The sequence below is a fragment of the Flavobacterium adiutor genome (assembly GCF_048282555.1).
Taxonomy (GTDB): Bacteria; Bacteroidota; Bacteroidia; order Flavobacteriales; family Flavobacteriaceae; genus Flavobacterium.
In genome coordinates, this window is the sequence record NZ_CP182487.1 from 1,097,441 (window position 1) to 1,116,407 (window position 18,967).

Here is an 18,967-nt window from a genome sequence, read left to right on the forward strand (position 1 = left end):
CCCTCCGGTCGGGCTATTCGTTTCAAGTCCTCGTCCCGTCAAAAGACGGGACTGTGGGCTTTCCACTGCTATCCCTAACGCATGGGGGAGTTATTAATTTCGGCTAATGTATGAAGATTTATCTTTATAGGGAATTAATATGGGCAATGGCGACATGCATTTCCGCAGCAGCTTCCTCTTTTTAAGTGAAACCACGTTTTAAAAACATAATTGCCATTCTCGATATAATAGTCAACATCTTCAATTAATTTCTCGGTTTTTGGTAAAGTTATTGCTTTGTTTTTAAGCGCTTTTATAGGAGTGATAGTTTCGACATAAGCATCTATCTTGTCTATACAGGCTTCTTTAAAACATTCCGGACAAAGACAATCATCTCCTTCTGAAAGATTAAAAATAGGAGGGAAATCATTGCACCAGCAATTGTTTTTAGGAGAAATATTTCCGCACCCAAAAGAGGATTCACAGCTCGAACAAACTTTTGTTTTTATACTATTCATAAATATGTAAAAATTGGTTTGTTTAAATTTGTAAGAATAAAGATAAATAAAAAAAATAATAAATTACGTTACCTTTGTCATTATTGATAAAGACATGAATCTGTGTTGACAATAATAATGCCATATTCCCTGAAACAATAGTACTCATATGAAACATTTATTTCCCAAATTTATTTTTATGATCTCTTTTTTTCTTCTGACAGGATGTAAGAAAAATGAAAACACAGAGATGATAACTTCTGCAATTTCTCAAAACAGTATCGAATATGCTTCCGGACTTTCTATCGTAAAATACAAAGGATATTCAATAGTAACCGTTTCGAATCCATGGCCAAATGCAGATGAAAATTTTAAATATGTTTTAAAGGAAAAAAATGCTGAAGTACCTGATAGCCTGAGTAATTATACAACAATTAAAATTCCGTTGGAGTCTATTGTGGTAACTTCAACAACCAATATTCCATTTCTTGAAATGCTCGATGTAGAAAATAAGCTTACCGGTTTTCCGCATCCGGATTATATTTCTTCTGAAAAAACCAGGGCTTTAATTGATAAAGGTAGAGTTAAAAATGTGGGTCAGAACGAAAAATTAAATATCGAACAGTTAATAGAATTATCACCGGATTTAATAGTGGCTTTTGGCGTAGATAACAATAATCCAATGCTGGATAATTTGAAAAAGAGCGGTTTAAATGTGTTAATTCAGGCAGACTGGATGGAGCAGTCCCCACTTGGAAAAGCTGAATGGATAAAACTTTACGGCGCTTTGTTTGGAAAAGAAGACAAAGCAAAAGAATTATTCGATAAAATTGTGAAAAGTTACAATCAGGCTTTGAAATTGGTAGCCGAAAAACAACCAGTTTTTACTGTTTTATATGGTTCAATGTACGAAGATGTGTGGTATGTTGCCAAAGGAAACAGCTGGGTTGCCAAATTTATGAAGGATGCCCAGGCTAATTATTTATGGTCTGATTTGAAAGGAACCGGAAGTGAAGGTTTGTCATTTGAGAAAGTTCTCGATAAAGCCAAAACTGCCAATTTTTGGATTGTTTCAGGATCTTTTAGAACCTTAGACGAATTGCAAAAAGCGAATCCGCATTATAGTGAGTTTGATGCTTTTGCTAATAAAACCGTTTATTGTTTAGAAAGTAAGTTTGGTGCTACCGGAGGAACTGTTTATTATGAATTATCCCCAAGCCGACCGGATTTGGTGTTGAAAGATTATATCAAAATTTTCCATCCGGATTTATTACCGGGTTATGAATTTACCTTTGCAACAAAACTGAATTAAATTGATTAACAAAAAACGAAATACAATTTTATTTGCTCTGTTGGCTTTAGGTATGCTTTTAATGTTCTTTGCCAGCATTAGTTTAGGCTCTGTGAATATTCCGTTTAGAGATGTTTATACGAGTTTAACAGGCGGTAATGCCAGTAAATCGACCTGGGAGTATATCATAATTAACTACCGACTGCCAAAAGCTATTACAGCGGTTTTAGTTGGAACAGGACTTTCAATAAGTGGTTTGTTGATGCAGACATTATTCAGAAATCCGCTTGCGGGGCCTTATGTTTTAGGATTAAGTTCAGGTGCAAGTTTAGGAGTGGCATTTGTTATTTTGGGTGCTGGATTTTTACCCTCTTTTCTAAAAATAATCGCCTTGTCATCTTACGGAATTGTCTTGGCTTCGACTTTAGGAAGTACGCTCGTTTTACTATTGGTCTTATTGGTTTCCCAAAGACTAAGAGATACAATGGCAATTTTGATTGTGGGCTTAATGTTTGGAAGTTTTACCACGGCAATCGTGAGTGTTTTAACCTATTTTAGTACGGCAGAACAGCTTCAGAAATTTACTTTCTGGTCATTAGGTAATCTCGGAAACCTTTCCTGGAAATCCATTACAGTTTTAGCTGTGAGTGTTGTTTTTGGTTTAGTTCTGAGCGCGGGCAGTATTAAGCCTTTGAACGCTTTGCTTCTGGGCGAAAATTATGCAAAAAGCATGGGTTTGAATTTCAGGAAAGCTCGTTTGATCATTATTTTTGCAACCAGTATTTTAGCTGGAAGTATAACTGCTTTCGCAGGCCCTATTGCTTTTATTGGTCTTGCAGTTCCGCATATTGCAAAGCTAACTTTTCAAACCAGTAATCATATGATTTTGTTTTGGAGCACATTACTTTTTGGAGCTATTATCGTACTATTTTGCGATATAGTTTCTCAAATGCCTGGATTTGATGTGACGCTTCCCATAAATGCCATTACATCTATAATTGGAGCTCCGGTTGTGATTTGGCTTTTAGTTCGAAAAAGAAATTCGCAGTAAAAACTTACTTTTTGTATCTTTAGTTTTTAAACACATAGAATCATAGTTTTATAAGCTTGAAAAAGGCGTTTCACTTTTTCTCAAAAATCATAGTTGGAGTGAAAATAAAAAAATGATTTCTATCTTAAACTAATTAGAAATGATTACTCAAAAATATTTAGACGAATTAACATATAATGTAATTGGAGCCTGTATAGAATTGCATAAAATAATTGGGAAGGGATTACTTGAAAATGTTTATCATCAATGTCTAAAGGAGGAATTAAATCATCTAAAATAAATTTTCTCACCGAAATGAAAGTACCTTTGATTTATAAAAATAAAGAGCTGAAAGCAGATCTAAGGTGTGATTTATTTGTAGAAAATTGTTTGGTTGTCGAATTAAAAACGGTTTCTGAAATAAGCACCATCCATGAAGCACAACTCTTGACTTATATGAAATTATCCAAAGCACCAAAAGGAATTATAATTAACTTTAATTGCCATAATATTTTTAAAGAAGGGCAGAAAACATTTGTAAATGAATACTACAAATTATTATCAAAAATTTAATCACAAAAGCTATGTGTTAATTTACAAGTAAATTTTAAACCAACTAATAAATTAAACAAAGAAACTATGTTCTCTATGTGTTTAAAAAATAAGCTATAATGAAAACCATATTAAACACTACAGATCTAAGTATTGGCTATAAGTCCAAGAAAGGAATCGTGGTTATTGCACAGGATTTAAATCTAACTTTTGATTCTGGAAAACTCATTGCTTTGATCGGTGCAAACGGAATAGGGAAGTCAACTTTGCTGAGAACGATTACCGGTATCCAAAAACCATTGGAAGGAAGTGTTTTTCTGAAAGGGAAAAGCATCAGTACATATAAACCCTTAGATTTAGCACAAAATCTGAGTTTGGTTTTAACTGAAAAACTGCCCCCAAGTAATCTTTCTGTTTTTGAATTGGTTGCTTTAGGAAGACAGCCTTACACAAATTGGATTGGAACTTTGTATCCAACAGATATTGAAAAAGTTCAGAAAGCAATGGTATTAACCCAAATCGAACATTTGGCTTCAAAAAGACATTTTGAAATTAGCGACGGACAATTACAAAAGGTTTTGATTGCAAGGGCTCTGGCTCAGGATACACCACTGATTATTTTAGATGAACCTACAACGCATCTCGATTTACTGCACAAAGTTTCATTGTTCAAATTGCTAAAAAAACTAACACAGGAAACCCAAAAATGCATTTTGTTTTCGACCCACGACATCGATCTGGCAATTCAACTGAGTGATGAAATGATTATTATGACACCGGAAATGGTGGTGCAGGACGAACCGTGTAATTTAATTTCGAAAGGAAGCTTTAATACTTTGTTCAAAGACGAACATATTGTTTTTGATACTGAGAAAGGGAAGTTTATTGTGAGTTGATTTCGATTCTTCCTGCAAGGTTTTCAAAACCTTGTAGGTTTAAAATTTATATTTGGGCGAGAAATAATATACCTACAAGGTTTTAAAAACCTTGCAGGAGGGTAGTTGACTATTTCTTCAATCCAATCTGTCTTTTAGCTTCCCCAACTACAAAAGCCACAGAATTCGCAATATTAAAACTGCGAATAAGCGGAGACATCGGAATCGTCAGATGATTTTCGAATCTTGCCATAAAATCTTTGCTCAAACCAACACTTTCTTTTCCGAAAACCAGCCAGTCACCATCCTGAAATTCGTTTTCCAGATACGATTTCTCAGCATGTGAACTCATCAAAAATACTCGGGATTTATCTGGGATTTGCTGAATCCATTCTTCAGCATTTTGATACTCGGTTACATCAAGATGTACCCAATAGTCCAATCCCGAACGTTTCAGGTTTTTATCATTAATCACGAATCCAAAAGGATGAATTAAATGAAGACGGCTTTCGGTACCCACACATAAGCGCCCGATATTTCCGGTATTATTCGGTATTTCTGGTTCTACGAGAACAACGTTTAGCATTTTTTTAGGTTAAAAGTTATGGGTTATTGGTTAAGAGTTATTGGTTAAGAGTTTTCAAAATTATCTAATTATCACATTTTCTAATTATCTAATTCAAAATCAGAAACCTCTAAAACTTCACCTGCTTTTAAGTTTTGCAAATATACATTTCCTATACGAACACGAACTAATCGTAAAGTAGGAAAACCAACTGCTGCAGTCATTTTTCGAACCTGACGAAACTTTCCTTCATTAACCGTTATCGAAGCCCATGATGTCGGACCATGACGTTCATCCCTGATCTTTTTGGCACGCGGACCAAAATCAGGGATTTCAGTAACGATAAAAGCTTTACAGGGTTTCGTTTTATATTTTCCGCCATCAAAACCTATTTCTACGCCTTTTTGGAGCTGTTCTATCGCTTCGGGAGTTATGACCCCGTCAACCTGAACGTAATATTCCTTATCTACTTTTTTGCTTCTGATTAGTTCACTTACTTTTCCATCAGTAGTGAGCAAAAGCAAACCCTCAGAATCTTCATCAAGTCTTCCAATTGCCATTGTGCCTTCCGGGAAATCGTACAATTCGCCCAAAAGTTTTTTCTTTCTTTTTAATTCATAAATAAACTGGCTAAGGTAGCCGTAGGGTTTAAAAAGAAGGAAGTGGCGATGCATATTTATATTTTTTGCAAAGATAGCTTTTGTTTCATCTTCATTGAAAATTAATCAACGAATAAACCCAAAGCAATGTTAAACCGTTGAGTTTTAAAATTTAGAATTCGTAATATTATAATAGAAACTTTAAAAATAAATGATATGGAAACGAATGATTTAGGTGCTAAAAAAATAAATGGAGTACAAAAAAATATAGACGAACAAAAAGGGAAAAATATTTCACATGACAGAAAAACCGATGATGTAAATTTAAAAAAAGAAGTAGTTATCGATACCAGTGGTAATAAAACAGTTGTTGAAAGAGCAAGAAATGTAAACGAAGATATTAGAAAAGTTAAAGGTGATATAAATCCAGATAATCCAAATTCGAACAGAGGAGTTTCTACAGAAGAAGAGGCGAAAAAGACCATTGAAAACAAAGACCATAATTCGGATATTACGCCAAACCGTTATTTAAATTCAAATCCTGAAAGTCATGAAGACAGAGGCAATATGAAACTAGATGAAGATAAAAAATAATAAAAAATGAAAGATTCTACAGGCTTTTTGGTAAAAATAACATTTGATTAGCATATAAGGTTAATATTATGACAAACTCAGTTTTGTGAAGGTAACTTAAGGAATGACTTCGTAAATTTAAATGACAATTTTAAAATTTATGAATATGGCACTTTTAGAAAACAAAGTAGCTTTTGTTTCAGGTGGCGGTTCTGGAATCGGACGCGCTGTAGCAGAAGCCTACGCCCGGGAAGGGGCAAAAGTAATAGTTTCAGATATTAATGTTGAGCATGGTGAAGAGACTGTAAAAAATATAAACAATAACGGAGGAGAGGCCTTTTTTGTCAAAGGCGATTCTTCAAGTTCATCAGATAACAAACATATGGTTGAAGTTGCAGTATCAAAATACGGACGTCTGGATATTGCGTGTAACAATGCCGGAATGGGAGGTCCTGCAAAACCAACCGGAGAATACGAACCAGAAGCCTGGGACAAAGTGATTGCGCTGAATTTGAGTGGTGTATTTTATGCCTGTCGTTATCAACTGGAACAGATGGAGAAAAACGGAGGAGGCAGCATTGTCAACATTGCTTCGATTCACGGACAGGTTGCGGCTCCAAATAGTCCGGCTTATACTGCTTCAAAACATGGCGTTGTAGGATTAACAAAAAACATAGCGGCAGAATATGCTCAAAAAAATATTCGCTGTAATGCAGTAGGGCCCGGTTATATCGAAACCGCTCTGTTAAAAGACAATTTAGATAAAAGTATGATGGATGCTGTGGCTGCAAAAGCGCCAATGAATCGTTTAGGTACATCAGAAGAAATTGCAGAACTGGTTGTATTTCTGAGTTCTGAAAAATCTTCCTTTACTACCGGAAGTTACATAATTGCCGACGGGGGTTATACTGCGGTTTAAGAATTTTGAAAGAAATTATTTAAGGCTGTCTGTTTTTTCAGATGGCCTTTTTTATATGCTTTATTTGCTGCTTTTTTGTTAATAAATTAGCGATGTAAAAATGTTAATTTTATTACTTAATTGTTTTTCTGTTGATAATATTTAATATAAGTTGTTTGAAAACAGTGTTTTGTTGTTAAATGTTTATAAGTTGTAAGATTTTAAGTTGATGATTTTGTAATATTCTCTTAACTTTAAAGAGTATAATTTTATTGTCTTAAAAAATTATTTTAAAGCTTATGAAAAACATTTACTTCAGGTATTTAATGGTATTTTTATGTCTGTTCGGCTTGTCAGCTAATCTGACAGCACAGACAATGCCAGACCCGGTAGGATCATTACCATACACAGAAACTTTTGCTGGCTTATCAGCGAGTTCTATAGTTTATCCATCTGGATTTCAGGGATGGAACGCAGCATCTGCTCCAGGATCTGTTTTTAATACAAGTGCGACACTTGCAGGAGACAAACCATTAACAGCAAGTAGTTCTGCTAGTACTACCAGTGGAAATATTCATAATTATAACGGCAAAATTGGTTTTCTGAATAATAGTAGTTCAGATTTAACAATTGGTTTTGCATTTAATGCAACAGGACAGTCTGCAATAATGGTACAATATGATGCCATGACAATCCGTAATCCTTATGATGGAGGGAGCAACACCCGTATTAATGAAATGGTTCTGCAATACAGGGTAGGTACTACTGCGCCTTTTACATCATTATTAGAAACAGCTTATAGAAATAATACGACTACACAAACTGGTTCGGGAGTTATTAAAGCGCAAAATCCAGAAACTATAAAACTGACTTTGCCTGCAGAGTGCAATAATCAGCCATTAGTGCAAATCAGATGGATTTCAAGGCAAGTATCGGGTGGAGGATCCCGACCATCTTTTGCAATTGATAATATCGAAATAAGAAGTGATGTATATGCTCCGGTTAATAGTACTGATTATCCAAAAGCAAATAATATCCTGGGGAAAAGTTTTGATTTTGTAAATAAAATAAATGAGATAGGTAAAACGTATTATGTTTTGTTGCCTGGAGGAAGTACAGTACCATCAGTGGCTCAGGTAAAAGCCGGTCAGGATGCGTCCGGAGCTGTTGCTTTACAGTCAGGTTATTTAGATATAGCAGATTTCTCTCAGGAATATGTAAAAAGTTTTACCGGATTAAACCTGAATACAACTTACGCTGTTTTTTCAGTTTCAGAAGATCTTTATGGCAATATTCAGTCTGTTGTAAATAAAGTAGATGTTACAACAGCAGCAACAGCACTACCAGTAGTAACAACTTCTGTAAGTGCTTTAGATTTGGGTGCTAATGAATTAAACTTCGAATCAGCATCTAAAAGTTATCAAATTCAGGCAACAGATCTTCTAAGTGATTTAACGGTTAGTGTTACACCAAATTTTTCAATCTCAAAAGATAATGTAACGTTTGTTTCAACACTTATTTATACTGCCGCTGATTTTGCTTCAAATGCTTCACAGACGGTTTATGTAAGATTTAATCCAAATTTGGCGGGTGCTTTTACAGGTCAGATTACACATGAATCTACTTCTGTTATTAAAAATTTATCTTTAGCAGGAAGAGGATTCAATCCATACTTACAAAATTTTGATGATCCAAATGTCTTAAGCAACAGTGGCTGGACACAATACGATGTAGCTGGAACTGCCAATAAATGGGCATACACTACAACAGCAAGAAATGTAAATTCTGGAACGGGAGCGGTTCTTATGAATGGCTATTCGGATAGCGGTGCGAGTAAAGACTGGTTGATTTCGCCAAAATTACGTTTAGATACTTTTGACAAATTACCATTGTTATCTTTTTATTCCCGTAAGTACTTTCAGGGGCCTGCTTTAAAATTAATGGTTTCTACCAATTATGATGGAGTAAGCAGTCCGGAAACAGCAACATGGACAGAAATCGATGGCAATTTTCCAACTACAACAGATTCGTATGTTAAATCTCAATATATTGATTTATCAGCTTTTAAAACTAATCATACTTATGTAGCCTGGGTTTATGAAACTGCAATTGGGGGTGGTTCAGGAAATGCTGCAGAATGGTCACTTGATGATTATGCCATTACAAACGAATCTGGTTATGTGGCTTCAAACCCTGTTTTAGATTTTGGAACTGTAGATCAAAACACGATTTCGACTTCACAATCTTTTGCTTTTAAAGCCAAAGGATATGGAGATGTAACGATTATTGCACCTGCAGGTTATCAGATATCCGTAGATAATAGTACATTCCAAAACAGCATTATTTTGACAGAAGCCGATGCTTTTGCTGGAAAAACTTTGTATGCTAGATTCGCGCCGACTGCAAAAGAATTTAAAATTGCCGGCCCGCTAACAGTTACAGGAACTTCTTTAAACAAACAAGTAGGTTCTTTAACTGGATCTTCACTTCAAAAAGCAGATACTTTTGATGTGGTAACCTATAATTTAGAGTTTTTTGGTGCTCCAACCGCTGCTTACGGACCAACGAATAAAACATTACAGCTGGATAATGTAGCAACAGTGATGAATAAACTAGATGCGGACGTATATGTAGTTCAGGAAGTTTCAAGCGATGCTCAAATTGATAATTTGATTCAAAAACTAAATGTAAACGGAAAAACATTCGATAAAGCCATTTCAACATCATGGTCGTATTCTTGGGATTCAAACCCTTCAGATCCAACTTTTCCGCCTCAGAAATTGGTTGTAATTTATAATACTCAAACTACTACGATTAAAAAGACTCGTGTAATGTTTAAAGATTTTTATGATGAATTACGTGCCGGAACCAAAACTTTGGCTAATTATCCCGGAGGTTCTAACAGCAGTTTCTTTTCTTCTGGCCGCCTGCCTTATATGGTGACTTTAGAAACGAATCTTAATGGTGTTAAAAACGAAATCAATTTTATAGATCTTCACGCTCGTGCTAACAGCGGAACGGACCTTGCGCGCTATAATATGCGTAAATACGACACACAGGTGCTAAAAGACAGCTTAGATGCACATTATGCAAATGCTAATTTGATTCTTTTAGGAGATTATAATGACGATGTAAAAGCATCTGTTATTGCGGGACAGCCATCTTCTTACGAAGCTTTTGTAACAGATACCAATAATTATAAAGCACTAACTTTAGAAATTAGCCAGGCGGGTGCCTATAGCTTTTTAAGTTCAGGCGGATTTTTAGATCATATCACGATTTCAAATGAGTTAGTTAATCAATATATTCAAGGTTCTACGGCAGTTTATGATCCTCGTAATGAAATTACAGATTATACTGAAACAACTTCAGATCACGGACCTGTAATTGCTCGTTTTCAGTTGAAGCAGGATTTATTATCAACGCCAGATTTTGCTAAAAACAATTTTTATGTAAAAGCATATCCAAATCCAGTGACCGATGTTGTTCGTTTTGATGTGAAAAATACAGATAAAAACCTGAAATTGAGATTTTATGATATCAATGGGCATTTGACTGGAAATTCAATTGATGTAAAAGCGGGTCAGGATATAAGTACGACCGAAATTCCGGTGAGTCATTTGAATTCAGGAATCTATATTTATACTTTGGCAGAGAATAATAAAGTCATCTTTAAAGGAAAGGTTATAAAAAAATAACGGATACTCATATAAACTAAAACAGGCAGCTCATTTGGGGCTGCCTGTTTTTTTCTATTCTATCCCAAATATTTTTTTGGCTCCTGAAACATTAAAATCATTTTCTGATATTTCTAAAAAATAATCCAGTTGCCATTGCTGCGTTTTTTGAGCCTGTTTGCTGGTAGTAAGATCCCATGGAGGATAAACCCTCATAGCTCTTTTACCCTCTTTTGTTGAGGTAGAGAAAATTCCTTTTTCTAACAGAACAGCTTTTGGAAATATAAATTGCCCAAAATTATTTTCTCTTTGCACACTAATAATGACAAAATCTATCAGATCTAAATAATCAAATGGTTCAATAATTCCTGAGAGATTACGTTTCCACAAAGTAACAAACTGTCCCGTTTTTGTTGGTGTAATTTTGGCTTTTCTGTAGCAGATTTTTTTATTGTTGATCTCAAAATGATAAGCGCTATATTCTGCACTTTCGGCTTCTGGGTGCGGTTCAGTGCATGTTAAGTCACAAAGGTCAAAAAACTGTTCTTTTGCACGAATTAAATCATCTGATATTGATTCTGGATTAGTCCATGAATTATGATCTGCCATTAGCTATAACTTAAAAAGAAACATTCAGACCAAAATTGAACGACCATTGAAATTGGTTAAAAGTTTGATTATTAAGCGGATTGATGTAGTAATTCATTCCCGGTTCAACAAAAACATGTGTTTTTTTGTATAATTGGTATTGAAGAGTACTGCTTAACAAAGAACCGTAAATAAAATCATTTGCATTTAAATTTTCTCCTATAGAATTTCCGTTTAAAGTCACATTGTTTGAAATTAATTTTCCAACAAACCCGCCTGTATTCAAGCTAATATTTGTTTTGTTTTTATTAAGTATAGAATAGGAAACTTCAAGGGGCATTTCGATATATTTTAAACTCTGATCCATATTACCAGTTTCTAAATTATCGCTTTTTAATGCGGCTTGTGTATTTTTTGAAACAAAAACATAATTAGAATTACTTGTTATTTGTGGCGTAATTACTGAAGGACTATCGTATGAATAGCTGCTTGTTAATGGGTATGCTGATGTTTCATAATGATTATAAAAAGAAACATTGGCAATACTTTGTCCTAGTTCGTTAATTTTTAAACCAGAACTAACAGCCCACTTTTTATTAAGTTTATAGTTGGCTTTTACTCCGTATGAATTTGTTTGTTTTGATTCATTAACATTTCCGAGTGTTTTTTGATTGTTGTAGTTCTCAGAATTTGCTATTCCTGCAAAAACGTCCAAAGACCATTTCTCAGAATCAGGCACATTATTGATATCTTTATCTTTTTCTGTTTTAACCGCAGCAATACCTTTTTCTAAATTTTGTAATTCTGCCAGCTGAACAGAGTCTTTACTGCTTAATGAATTAGCAGAGATAGAGCTGTTTTTTTGAAAATTATCAGCGATGATAGATTTGTTTGCTGTTGTGGTATCAGCGCTTTCTTTTTGACTATTTTTTGAATGAGGATATGAAGTTACATTTGAAGAATTTAAAGCAACAGCTGCGTTGTTTTTGGAGTTTACTTTGTCTTCCAAAACTGTATTCGGCATTTCATTATTTGAAAAAGAACTGAACGAATTTTGTTTTTCTGCAGCGAAACTTTTCTCAGCTATATTCTGGTTTATGTTTGTTTCTTCAGTTGGTATAAGATTATTTGAAAAAGAACTGGATGCATGCTGTTTTTCTGCAGCGAAACTTTTCTCAGCTATATTCTGATTCATATTTGTTTTTTCAGTTGGGATCAGATTATTTGAAAAAGAACTGAACGAATTTTGTTTTTCTGCAGCGAAACTTTTCTCAGCTATATTCTGATTCATATTTGTTTTTTCAGTTGGGATCAGATTATTTGAAAAAGAACTGAACGAATTTTGTTTTTCTGCAGCGAAACTTTTCTCAGTTATATTCTGATTCATATCTGCTTTTTCAGTTGGTATAGAATTGTTTGAAAGAGAATTAAATGAGTTTTGTTTTTCTCCAATATATGTTTTTTCGGCTACAGCCTTATTCAGATTTTCTGTATCAATGTTCGGATTTTGTTTAGTAATTCCGGAATTGATTTTCTTTTTAGAGTCGGTATGAGTAATTGTTGTTTTATACGTCTTGTTTTTTGGTGTATTATTAGATTGATTTCTTCCATTTTCTACAGATGGATTTTCAATAATAGCAGGTTTAATTTCGAGGTTGTTTTTTTCAATAGATCTTGTCTGCTTGTTTAGGTCATTGTTGTTTTCATCGATAACAACGTTTTTTTCAGTAGATCCGTTATTTATTTTTTCAATTCCAGAATTTGAATTAAAATTAGAAACAGTAGGAAGCAATAATCCTAGTAACAGGCATGCAGCAGCTGACCACCAAAGAATTGCTCTCTTTTTCTTTTTAGGTTTATCAAGTTCTTCTTCAATTTTATGCCATAATTCGGGTGGGGGAACACTCGAAAAATTCTCAATTGATGAAAAAATATCTTCTATTTTTTGCTTTTTCATGCTGTTTTAAAATTTTTAATACTCAAAATTCTTTTTTGTAAAATTCTTTTCGCCCTGTTTAAATTGGATTTCGAAGTTCCTTCTGAAATTTTGAGTTGTTCCGCAATTTCCCTGTGTTTCATTTTCTCAAAAACATATAAGTTAAAAACCATCCGGTACTGATCTGGTAATTCCCTGATATATTCGAGTAATTTTTCTTGTGCAACAGGAATAATTTCTAATTCTTCTTCTTCTACAAAATCGGTATCAGGATCAAAAACATCCAAAAAGAAACTTTCTTTCTTCTTCTTATTTAATGTTTCGATTAATTTATTGATAAAGATTCGTTTTAACCAGCCTTCAAAACTGCCTTCAAATTTGTACTGATGTATTTTTTGAAAAACAATAATAAATGCTTCCTGAAAAACATCCTTGGCATCGTCTTCATTCTTCATATATTTTAAACAAATACCATATAAAACAGGCGAGAACAACTGATAAATTTTCAGTTGTCCTGCTCTGTCATTTTGAATACATTGTTTAATATATATGTTTAAATCGTCTTTCAAAAATTGGGTGGTTGGTTTTGGCAAAAATAACTTTTTTTATACTCTTAACCTATTTATTATAGATAGCCTAAGTGTATTTAGTTGTTTTTGTATTTTGATTATCAAGACTTTATGTTTTTTTTTAATTTTGCCTTGATTGGTTAGACTTTTAAAAGTGAAATTTTGTCTTTAATAGCCTTCTTAAACGCTTTTACTTCTGTACTCTGATCTGCTGTATCAACATTGTCGATATAGATTTTTGTTGTGCTGGCTCCTTGATGTAGTTCAAAATAGACACCACCCTGATTTGCAGGGTCAGGAGATCCGTAGGTTTTAGTCTGACCTTTTAAGTTTAAAATTTCAGTTGGTACACTTTTCAGGAATAGGGTGTATTCACCTCTTTTTATTGTGGCACTATATTTATACTGACCAAATTCATAATTGCCAGTAGTGACATTTAAGAATTTAAGAATGTTATAATCATTTAGCTGGAAAAAGTCATTAGCGGCACCGTAAGTTCCAATTACAATATTGTCTTTGTTTTCTATGGTCTTGTTAAAATAGATAGGTTTTGTTGTTTTAGGAATCAAAACATAATCAGAAGGATAGTTTACAGTTGGATTAGTCGTTTCTCCCGTTTGTGGACCGTACTCATAAAAATTGATAAAAATCTGGCAATTGTTTTCTACAATAGAAGTAATCTTTATACCATAACCCGTTGTTGTTTTTTGTCCTGAAAAAATTCCAACCAGAAAATTATTGGTAAAATTGATGTTTGGATCGCTTCCAGGACATGAATTAGTATTTTTTGTAAAATACTGATTCAGTTTTTCCTGTGTATTTATAATTAAAGCAGCAGGATTAGGAAATTGTTCTTTAAGGGTATAATTACAAGCAAGAGGATAACCGGTAAAAGTAACATTCGTATATACTCCACAAGTATCCTGAGGCAAATCATCATTCAGCGAACAGGCACTGAATCCAAAAGCTATAAATAAGCTTAGTACTAATTTTTTCATCATTTTATTTTTAGGTTTATAAATAGTAGATGTAATGATTTTAAAAAGGTTGCGTTGAAAATATTTTTTAGTTAACTCAATTGTTTATTTAATTTAGAATGGTTACTAATTCGTGAAATTTTATTTCTAAAGATTGAAACTACGTATTATTGCGTACTTTTACGTAAAAATAAACGTAGTTATGTTGGATATTCTTCCGCTGTTATTAGTTTTTGTAGTTGCTGTATTTTTAGGTATTTATTTAGGAAGAATAGTGTCTTCGGCTAAATTTGAATCACAAAAAGTGAGTTTGAATGAAAAACTTAATGCGGCAAATTCGCAGCTTTTGCTCCAAAAAGAACAATTTTTAAGTGAAAAAAACAGTTTCGAAAAACAGCTTCATCTATTCAATTCTGAGAAAGAAAACATCCGAAACGAAAAAGACAGCCTGGCAATTCAGCTTTCTAAAAAAGAAGTCGATTTTGAAAATTTGTGGGAGCGTCATAAAGAACAAAAAGCAGAGATAACTGCCCTACAGGAAAAATTCACCAAAGAATTTGAAAATCTGGCTAATAAAATTCTTGAAGAAAAGTCGGCCAAATTTACCGAACAAAATTCCGTAAACATGAAAAATATACTGCTTCCTTTACAGGATAAAATTCAGGTATTTGAGCAAAAAGTAGAACAAACCCACAAAGAAAGCATTGATTACCATGCAGCGCTTCGTCAGCAGATTTTAGGTTTAAGCGAAATGAATATGCAAATGAGCAAAGAAACTTTGAATTTAACAAAAGCGCTGAAAGGAGACAGTAAAATGCAGGGTAACTGGGGCGAACTGGTTCTGGAACGTGTGCTCGAAAAATCGGGGCTTGAAAAAGGAAGAGAGTACGAAGTACAGCAAAGTTTTACAAATGCAGATGGGAATCGTGTATTTCCGGATGTGGTAATTAATCTGCCTGATGGTAAAAAAATGATTGTTGATTCAAAAGTATCTTTAACAGCTTATGAAAAATGGTCAAATGAAGAAGATGAAATTTTCAAGGCGGAATTCCTAAAAGAGCATCTTAACTCTTTAAAAAGGCATGTAGAGCAACTTGGAAGCAAAAACTACCACGATTTGTACCAGATTGAAAGTCCGGATTTTGTTTTACTTTTTGTTCCAATAGAACCTGCCTTTGCTATAGCTTTAAACCAAGATCCGGAGTTGTACAATAAAGCTTTTGCACGAAATATCGTGATTGTGACGCCAACGACTTTGCTGGCTACTTTGCGTACCATTGACAGTATGTGGGTCAATCAGAAACAACAGGAAAATGCTTTTGAAATTGCGCGTCAGGCCGGTGCATTGTATGATAAGTTTGAAGGTTTTGTAGGGGATTTGTTAAAAATTGGCAATAAAATAAAAGATACCAAAACAGAATATGAAAATGCAATGAACAAACTGGTTGAAGGAAGAGGAAACCTGATTTCCAGTGTTGAAAAGCTAAGAAAAATGGGAGCCAAGGCTAAAAAAACACTTCCGGAAAATATGATTGCCAGAGCTTCTAATTCTGATGAAAACCAACTATTAAATTAAATTTTCATTTTAAATAAAACGAACCAAACTATAAATTACAACATAAATGACTACAGATTTTAAACCCGTTTCTTCATCAAAAATTAGTATTTCCGAATTAATGCTTCCGTCACATACCAACTTTAGCGGAAAAATTCACGGAGGATATATTTTACAATTGCTGGATCAGATTGCTTTTGCCTGTGCCTCTAAATTTTGCGGCAATTATTGTGTAACGGCTTCCGTAGATACGGTAAACTTTTTAAAACCTATTGAAGTGGGCGAGCTTGTTACGATGAAAGCCTCTGTTAATTATGTCGGAAGAAGCTCTATGGTAGTAGGCATTAGAGTAGAGGCAGAGCACATTCAGACCGGTATTGTCAAACATTGCAACTCCTCTTATTTTACGATGGTTGCAAAAGATAAAGAAGGCAAAAGTGTTCAGGTTCCAGGATTAATTTTAACCAATCTGGACGAAGTACGCCGTTTCAGAAAATGCATTAAACAAATTGAAACTAAAAAAGAAATAGAAGAACATGCAAAGGAAGCCAAAGTAAACTCAATTGAAGATTTGGCAAATTTAGACAAGTACAATGTATTGGTAGAGATTGGATAACAAATAATTAAAACAAAATGATAAAGTTCGGTTATACAATATTATATGTAGAAGATGTAGAAATATCGCTGGCATTTTACGAAAATGCTTTTGGGTTTTCACGGAAATTTGTAACTCCTCAAAATGACTATGGTGAATTAAGCACAGGCGAAACTACAATTTCATTTGCTTCCAAAAAACTGGCCTCTCAAAATTTACCTGAAGGTTTTACAGAAAGCAGCTTAGAAGATAAACCTTTTGCGATAGAATTAGGTTTTATAACTGATGATGTTGGGGAATTGGTACAAAAGGCAACTTCTTTAGGAGCTGTTTTAGTTACTGAACCTAAACAGAAACCCTGGGGGCAGATTGTGGCTTATGTAAGGGATCTGAATGGTTTTCTGATTGAAATCTGTACAGCAGTTGAAAATTAATGGTAGTTTCAATCGTTTTCGTATATCTGTAAGCTATATTTCACAAAAATTTAGCATAAAATCATTAAACCTCCTCCTTAAAAATTCGTAAATTTAAGTGTGTAATCAAAGAGTTACCAAATTTTTACGGAGTAAGCCATTCAATTTTTCATCTTAGTTTTTTATTTCTTAAAAAAATTGAATGACATAATTGTTTAAATGATGACGATTATGAAAAGAACTATATTTTTTATTTTAATGTTTACAGCCTGTTCAATAATTGCTCAGGAAAAGATTTCTACAAATAAGGCAATAATCAATTTTGAAGCTACTGTACCTTGTTTTGAAGAAATTAAAGCGGTAAATAAATCGGTTATGATTATTTTAGATCCAAAAGCAAGTACTTTTTTATGTACTGTTCCGATGCGTGATTTTCATTTTAAGCTGGATTTGATGGAACAGCATTTTAATGAAAATTATCTGGAAAGTGATCGGTATCCAAAAGCTGTTTTTAAAGGTAAAATCGCAAAATTTGATTTAAAGGATATTGATGAAACTGAAAAAGAGTATACAATCAAAGGAAAACTGATGATTCGTGGTAAAAACAAAGAGATTGAGGTAAAAGCTTTTCTTAAAAAAGTATATGGAGGAATACAAATCAAGTCTGATTTTCCAATAGCTATTGCCGATTTTGATATTGCAGTTCCGGACAGAATTGCTTATAAAATTGCTAAAACAGTTAATACAGAGCTAAGCGGTATTATAGGAAATGACGAGATGATGCTTCTGACTTTGAAATAATATTTTCAGGAGATACAGTTTGAAAGTGCTGCTTTCAGATCTTCAAACCGAAAACTGAAACCTGATTGTTTTAGTTTTTCAGGTGAAACCCTTTTTCCTGTAAGTACAGCAATACTCATTTCGCCCAGAACTATTTTAAGAACAAAAGCCGGAACTTTTGGAAGCCAAATAGAGTAACCGAGCAAATTGGCAAGAGTTTTAGACAATAGCTCATTTGTAGTATTATCTAAAACAGTGGCGTTATAAGAATCATTTATTTTTTCGTCTTTAATGGCCTTTAAATAGATACTACATAAATCTTCAATATGAATCCAGGGCAAATATTGTTTTCCTGTTCCTAATATGGTTCCGAAACCCATTTTAAAACCGGGTAATAGTTTTTTAAGGAAACCTTCGTTTCTGCCTAGAACAATTCCGGTTCTGATTTTCACACATCTGATGTCTAAAGATTCAATTTTAGTTACTGCGTCTTCCCATTTTTGGCAGGTAGTGCCTAAAAAGTCATTGGCATAAGGGCTGTTCTCCGTACAAATTTCATCAGAAGTTTCCCCTCCGTATATTCCAACTGCTGAGGCAGAAATAAACGCTTTCAGGGATTTGTTCTTTTTTTCTAAAACAGAATAAATAAGTTCAATAGGTTTTATGCGGCTCTCTAAAATCGCTTTTTTACGTTTAGCAGTCCATCTTTTCTCGACAATTCCTTCACCTGCAAGGTGAATGATATAGTCTGCAGAAATAATAGCTTCTTCATCAATATAATCCTGATCGGGATTCCATTTGTAATAGGTAATATGTTCTGTATTATTTCGGGGGTTTCTGCTTAAAATCGATACCGAAAAGCCGTTAGCGATTAGTACACTGGTAAGATGTTTGCCAATGAATCCGGTTCCTCCTGTAAGTAATACATTTTTAGTCATAACAGTTTATCATTTATTTAACAGTACCTATTGTTTAAGTATTCGTAAAGATAGTTAAACATTTCTTATCTTTAATGCAA

General features: G+C 33.8%; 18 protein-coding genes and 1 pseudogene. 11 read left to right on the plus strand and 8 right to left on the minus strand.

The annotated features are described in order from the left end of the window. Positions 1-134: 134 nt before the first annotated feature. Entirely contained in the window at positions 135-497 is a 363-nt protein-coding gene (locus ACNC7R_RS04800) for a DUF5522 domain-containing protein (protein ID WP_417939835.1), read from the minus strand. Positions 498-645: 148 nt separating this feature from the next. Here ACNC7R_RS04800 and ACNC7R_RS04805 point away from each other — a divergent pair, with 148 nt between their 5' ends. The 4 genes and pseudogenes from ACNC7R_RS04805 to ACNC7R_RS04820 all read left to right on the plus strand — a co-directional run bounded on the left by ACNC7R_RS04805 (position 646) and on the right by ACNC7R_RS04820 (position 4,245). Continuing rightward, complete coding sequence (locus tag ACNC7R_RS04805; protein ID WP_417939836.1) at positions 646-1,788, plus strand: ABC transporter substrate-binding protein; 1,143 nt, start codon at positions 646-648, stop codon at positions 1,786-1,788. Between the two features lie 61 nt (positions 1,789-1,849). Continuing rightward, entirely contained in the window at positions 1,850-2,818 is a 969-nt protein-coding gene (locus ACNC7R_RS04810; RefSeq protein WP_417943140.1) for an iron chelate uptake ABC transporter family permease subunit, read from the plus strand. Between the two features lie 139 nt (positions 2,819-2,957). Further along, a pseudogene (locus ACNC7R_RS04815) lies at positions 2,958-3,370 on the plus strand (GxxExxY protein). Positions 3,371-3,468: 98 nt separating this feature from the next. Continuing rightward, positions 3,469-4,245: an ABC transporter ATP-binding protein gene (locus ACNC7R_RS04820; protein WP_417939837.1), complete on the plus strand. Its 777-nt coding sequence runs from the start codon at positions 3,469-3,471 to the stop codon at positions 4,243-4,245. A 109-nt stretch (positions 4,246-4,354) separates the two neighbouring features. Here ACNC7R_RS04820 and ACNC7R_RS04825 read toward each other — a convergent pair whose 3' ends face one another. Next, positions 4,355-4,810 carry a tRNA (cytidine(34)-2'-O)-methyltransferase gene (locus ACNC7R_RS04825; RefSeq protein ID WP_417939838.1) on the minus strand — a complete coding sequence of 152 codons (456 nt, stop codon included), beginning with the start codon at positions 4,808-4,810 and terminating at the stop codon, positions 4,355-4,357. Positions 4,811-4,890: 80 nt separating this feature from the next. Then, the gene (locus tag ACNC7R_RS04830; RefSeq protein ID WP_417939839.1) at positions 4,891-5,463 is read right to left on the minus strand and encodes a pseudouridine synthase; all 573 of its coding nucleotides are present in this window, start codon (positions 5,461-5,463) and stop codon (positions 4,891-4,893) included. Positions 5,464-5,604: 141 nt separating this feature from the next. Here ACNC7R_RS04830 and ACNC7R_RS04835 point away from each other — a divergent pair, with 141 nt between their 5' ends. From ACNC7R_RS04835 to ACNC7R_RS04845, 3 genes are all read left to right on the plus strand, one after another. Beyond that, on the plus strand, positions 5,605-5,982 hold the full coding sequence (locus tag ACNC7R_RS04835) for a hypothetical protein (RefSeq protein ID WP_417939840.1): 378 nt from the start codon (positions 5,605-5,607) through the stop codon (positions 5,980-5,982). Between the two features lie 145 nt (positions 5,983-6,127). Further along, entirely contained in the window at positions 6,128-6,880 is a 753-nt protein-coding gene (locus ACNC7R_RS04840; protein WP_417939841.1) for an SDR family NAD(P)-dependent oxidoreductase, read from the plus strand. Positions 6,881-7,158: 278 nt separating this feature from the next. Further along, positions 7,159-10,557 carry a choice-of-anchor J domain-containing protein gene (locus ACNC7R_RS04845; RefSeq protein ID WP_417939842.1) on the plus strand — a complete coding sequence of 1,133 codons (3,399 nt, stop codon included), beginning with the start codon at positions 7,159-7,161 and terminating at the stop codon, positions 10,555-10,557. Positions 10,558-10,611: 54 nt separating this feature from the next. On the opposite strand, the gene ACNC7R_RS04850 is transcribed toward ACNC7R_RS04845, so the two are convergent. From ACNC7R_RS04850 to ACNC7R_RS04865, 4 genes are all read right to left on the minus strand, one after another. Then, entirely contained in the window at positions 10,612-11,145 is a 534-nt protein-coding gene (locus ACNC7R_RS04850) for a MepB family protein (RefSeq protein WP_417939843.1), read from the minus strand. Positions 11,146-11,155: 10 nt separating this feature from the next. Beyond that, complete coding sequence (locus ACNC7R_RS04855; protein ID WP_417939844.1) at positions 11,156-13,081, minus strand: hypothetical protein; 1,926 nt, start codon at positions 13,079-13,081, stop codon at positions 11,156-11,158. Further along, positions 13,078-13,629: an RNA polymerase sigma factor gene (locus tag ACNC7R_RS04860; protein WP_417943141.1), complete on the minus strand. Its 552-nt coding sequence runs from the start codon at positions 13,627-13,629 to the stop codon at positions 13,078-13,080. The genes ACNC7R_RS04855 and ACNC7R_RS04860 overlap by 4 nt, the downstream gene beginning before the upstream one ends. 140 nt (positions 13,630-13,769) lie before the next feature. After that, positions 13,770-14,627: a protease complex subunit PrcB family protein gene (locus tag ACNC7R_RS04865; protein ID WP_417939845.1), complete on the minus strand. Its 858-nt coding sequence runs from the start codon at positions 14,625-14,627 to the stop codon at positions 13,770-13,772. A gap of 181 nt (positions 14,628-14,808) precedes the next feature. On the opposite strand from ACNC7R_RS04865, the gene rmuC reads away from it, so the two are divergent. From rmuC to ACNC7R_RS04885, 4 genes are all read left to right on the plus strand, one after another. Continuing rightward, on the plus strand, positions 14,809-16,182 hold the full coding sequence (gene rmuC, locus ACNC7R_RS04870; RefSeq protein ID WP_417939846.1) for a DNA recombination protein RmuC: 1,374 nt from the start codon (positions 14,809-14,811) through the stop codon (positions 16,180-16,182). Positions 16,183-16,228: 46 nt separating this feature from the next. Further along, positions 16,229-16,777: an acyl-CoA thioesterase gene (locus ACNC7R_RS04875; RefSeq protein WP_417939847.1), complete on the plus strand. Its 549-nt coding sequence runs from the start codon at positions 16,229-16,231 to the stop codon at positions 16,775-16,777. Between the two features lie 17 nt (positions 16,778-16,794). Beyond that, positions 16,795-17,190: a VOC family protein gene (locus ACNC7R_RS04880; protein WP_417939848.1), complete on the plus strand. Its 396-nt coding sequence runs from the start codon at positions 16,795-16,797 to the stop codon at positions 17,188-17,190. Between the two features lie 210 nt (positions 17,191-17,400). Further along, on the plus strand, positions 17,401-17,970 hold the full coding sequence (locus ACNC7R_RS04885; protein ID WP_417939849.1) for a YceI family protein: 570 nt from the start codon (positions 17,401-17,403) through the stop codon (positions 17,968-17,970). A 5-nt stretch (positions 17,971-17,975) separates the two neighbouring features. Here ACNC7R_RS04885 and ACNC7R_RS04890 read toward each other — a convergent pair whose 3' ends face one another. Continuing rightward, positions 17,976-18,887 (minus strand): TIGR01777 family oxidoreductase, encoded by a 912-nt coding sequence (locus ACNC7R_RS04890; RefSeq protein WP_417939850.1) that lies wholly within the window; start codon positions 18,885-18,887, stop codon positions 17,976-17,978. Positions 18,888-18,967: the final 80 nt, after the last annotated feature.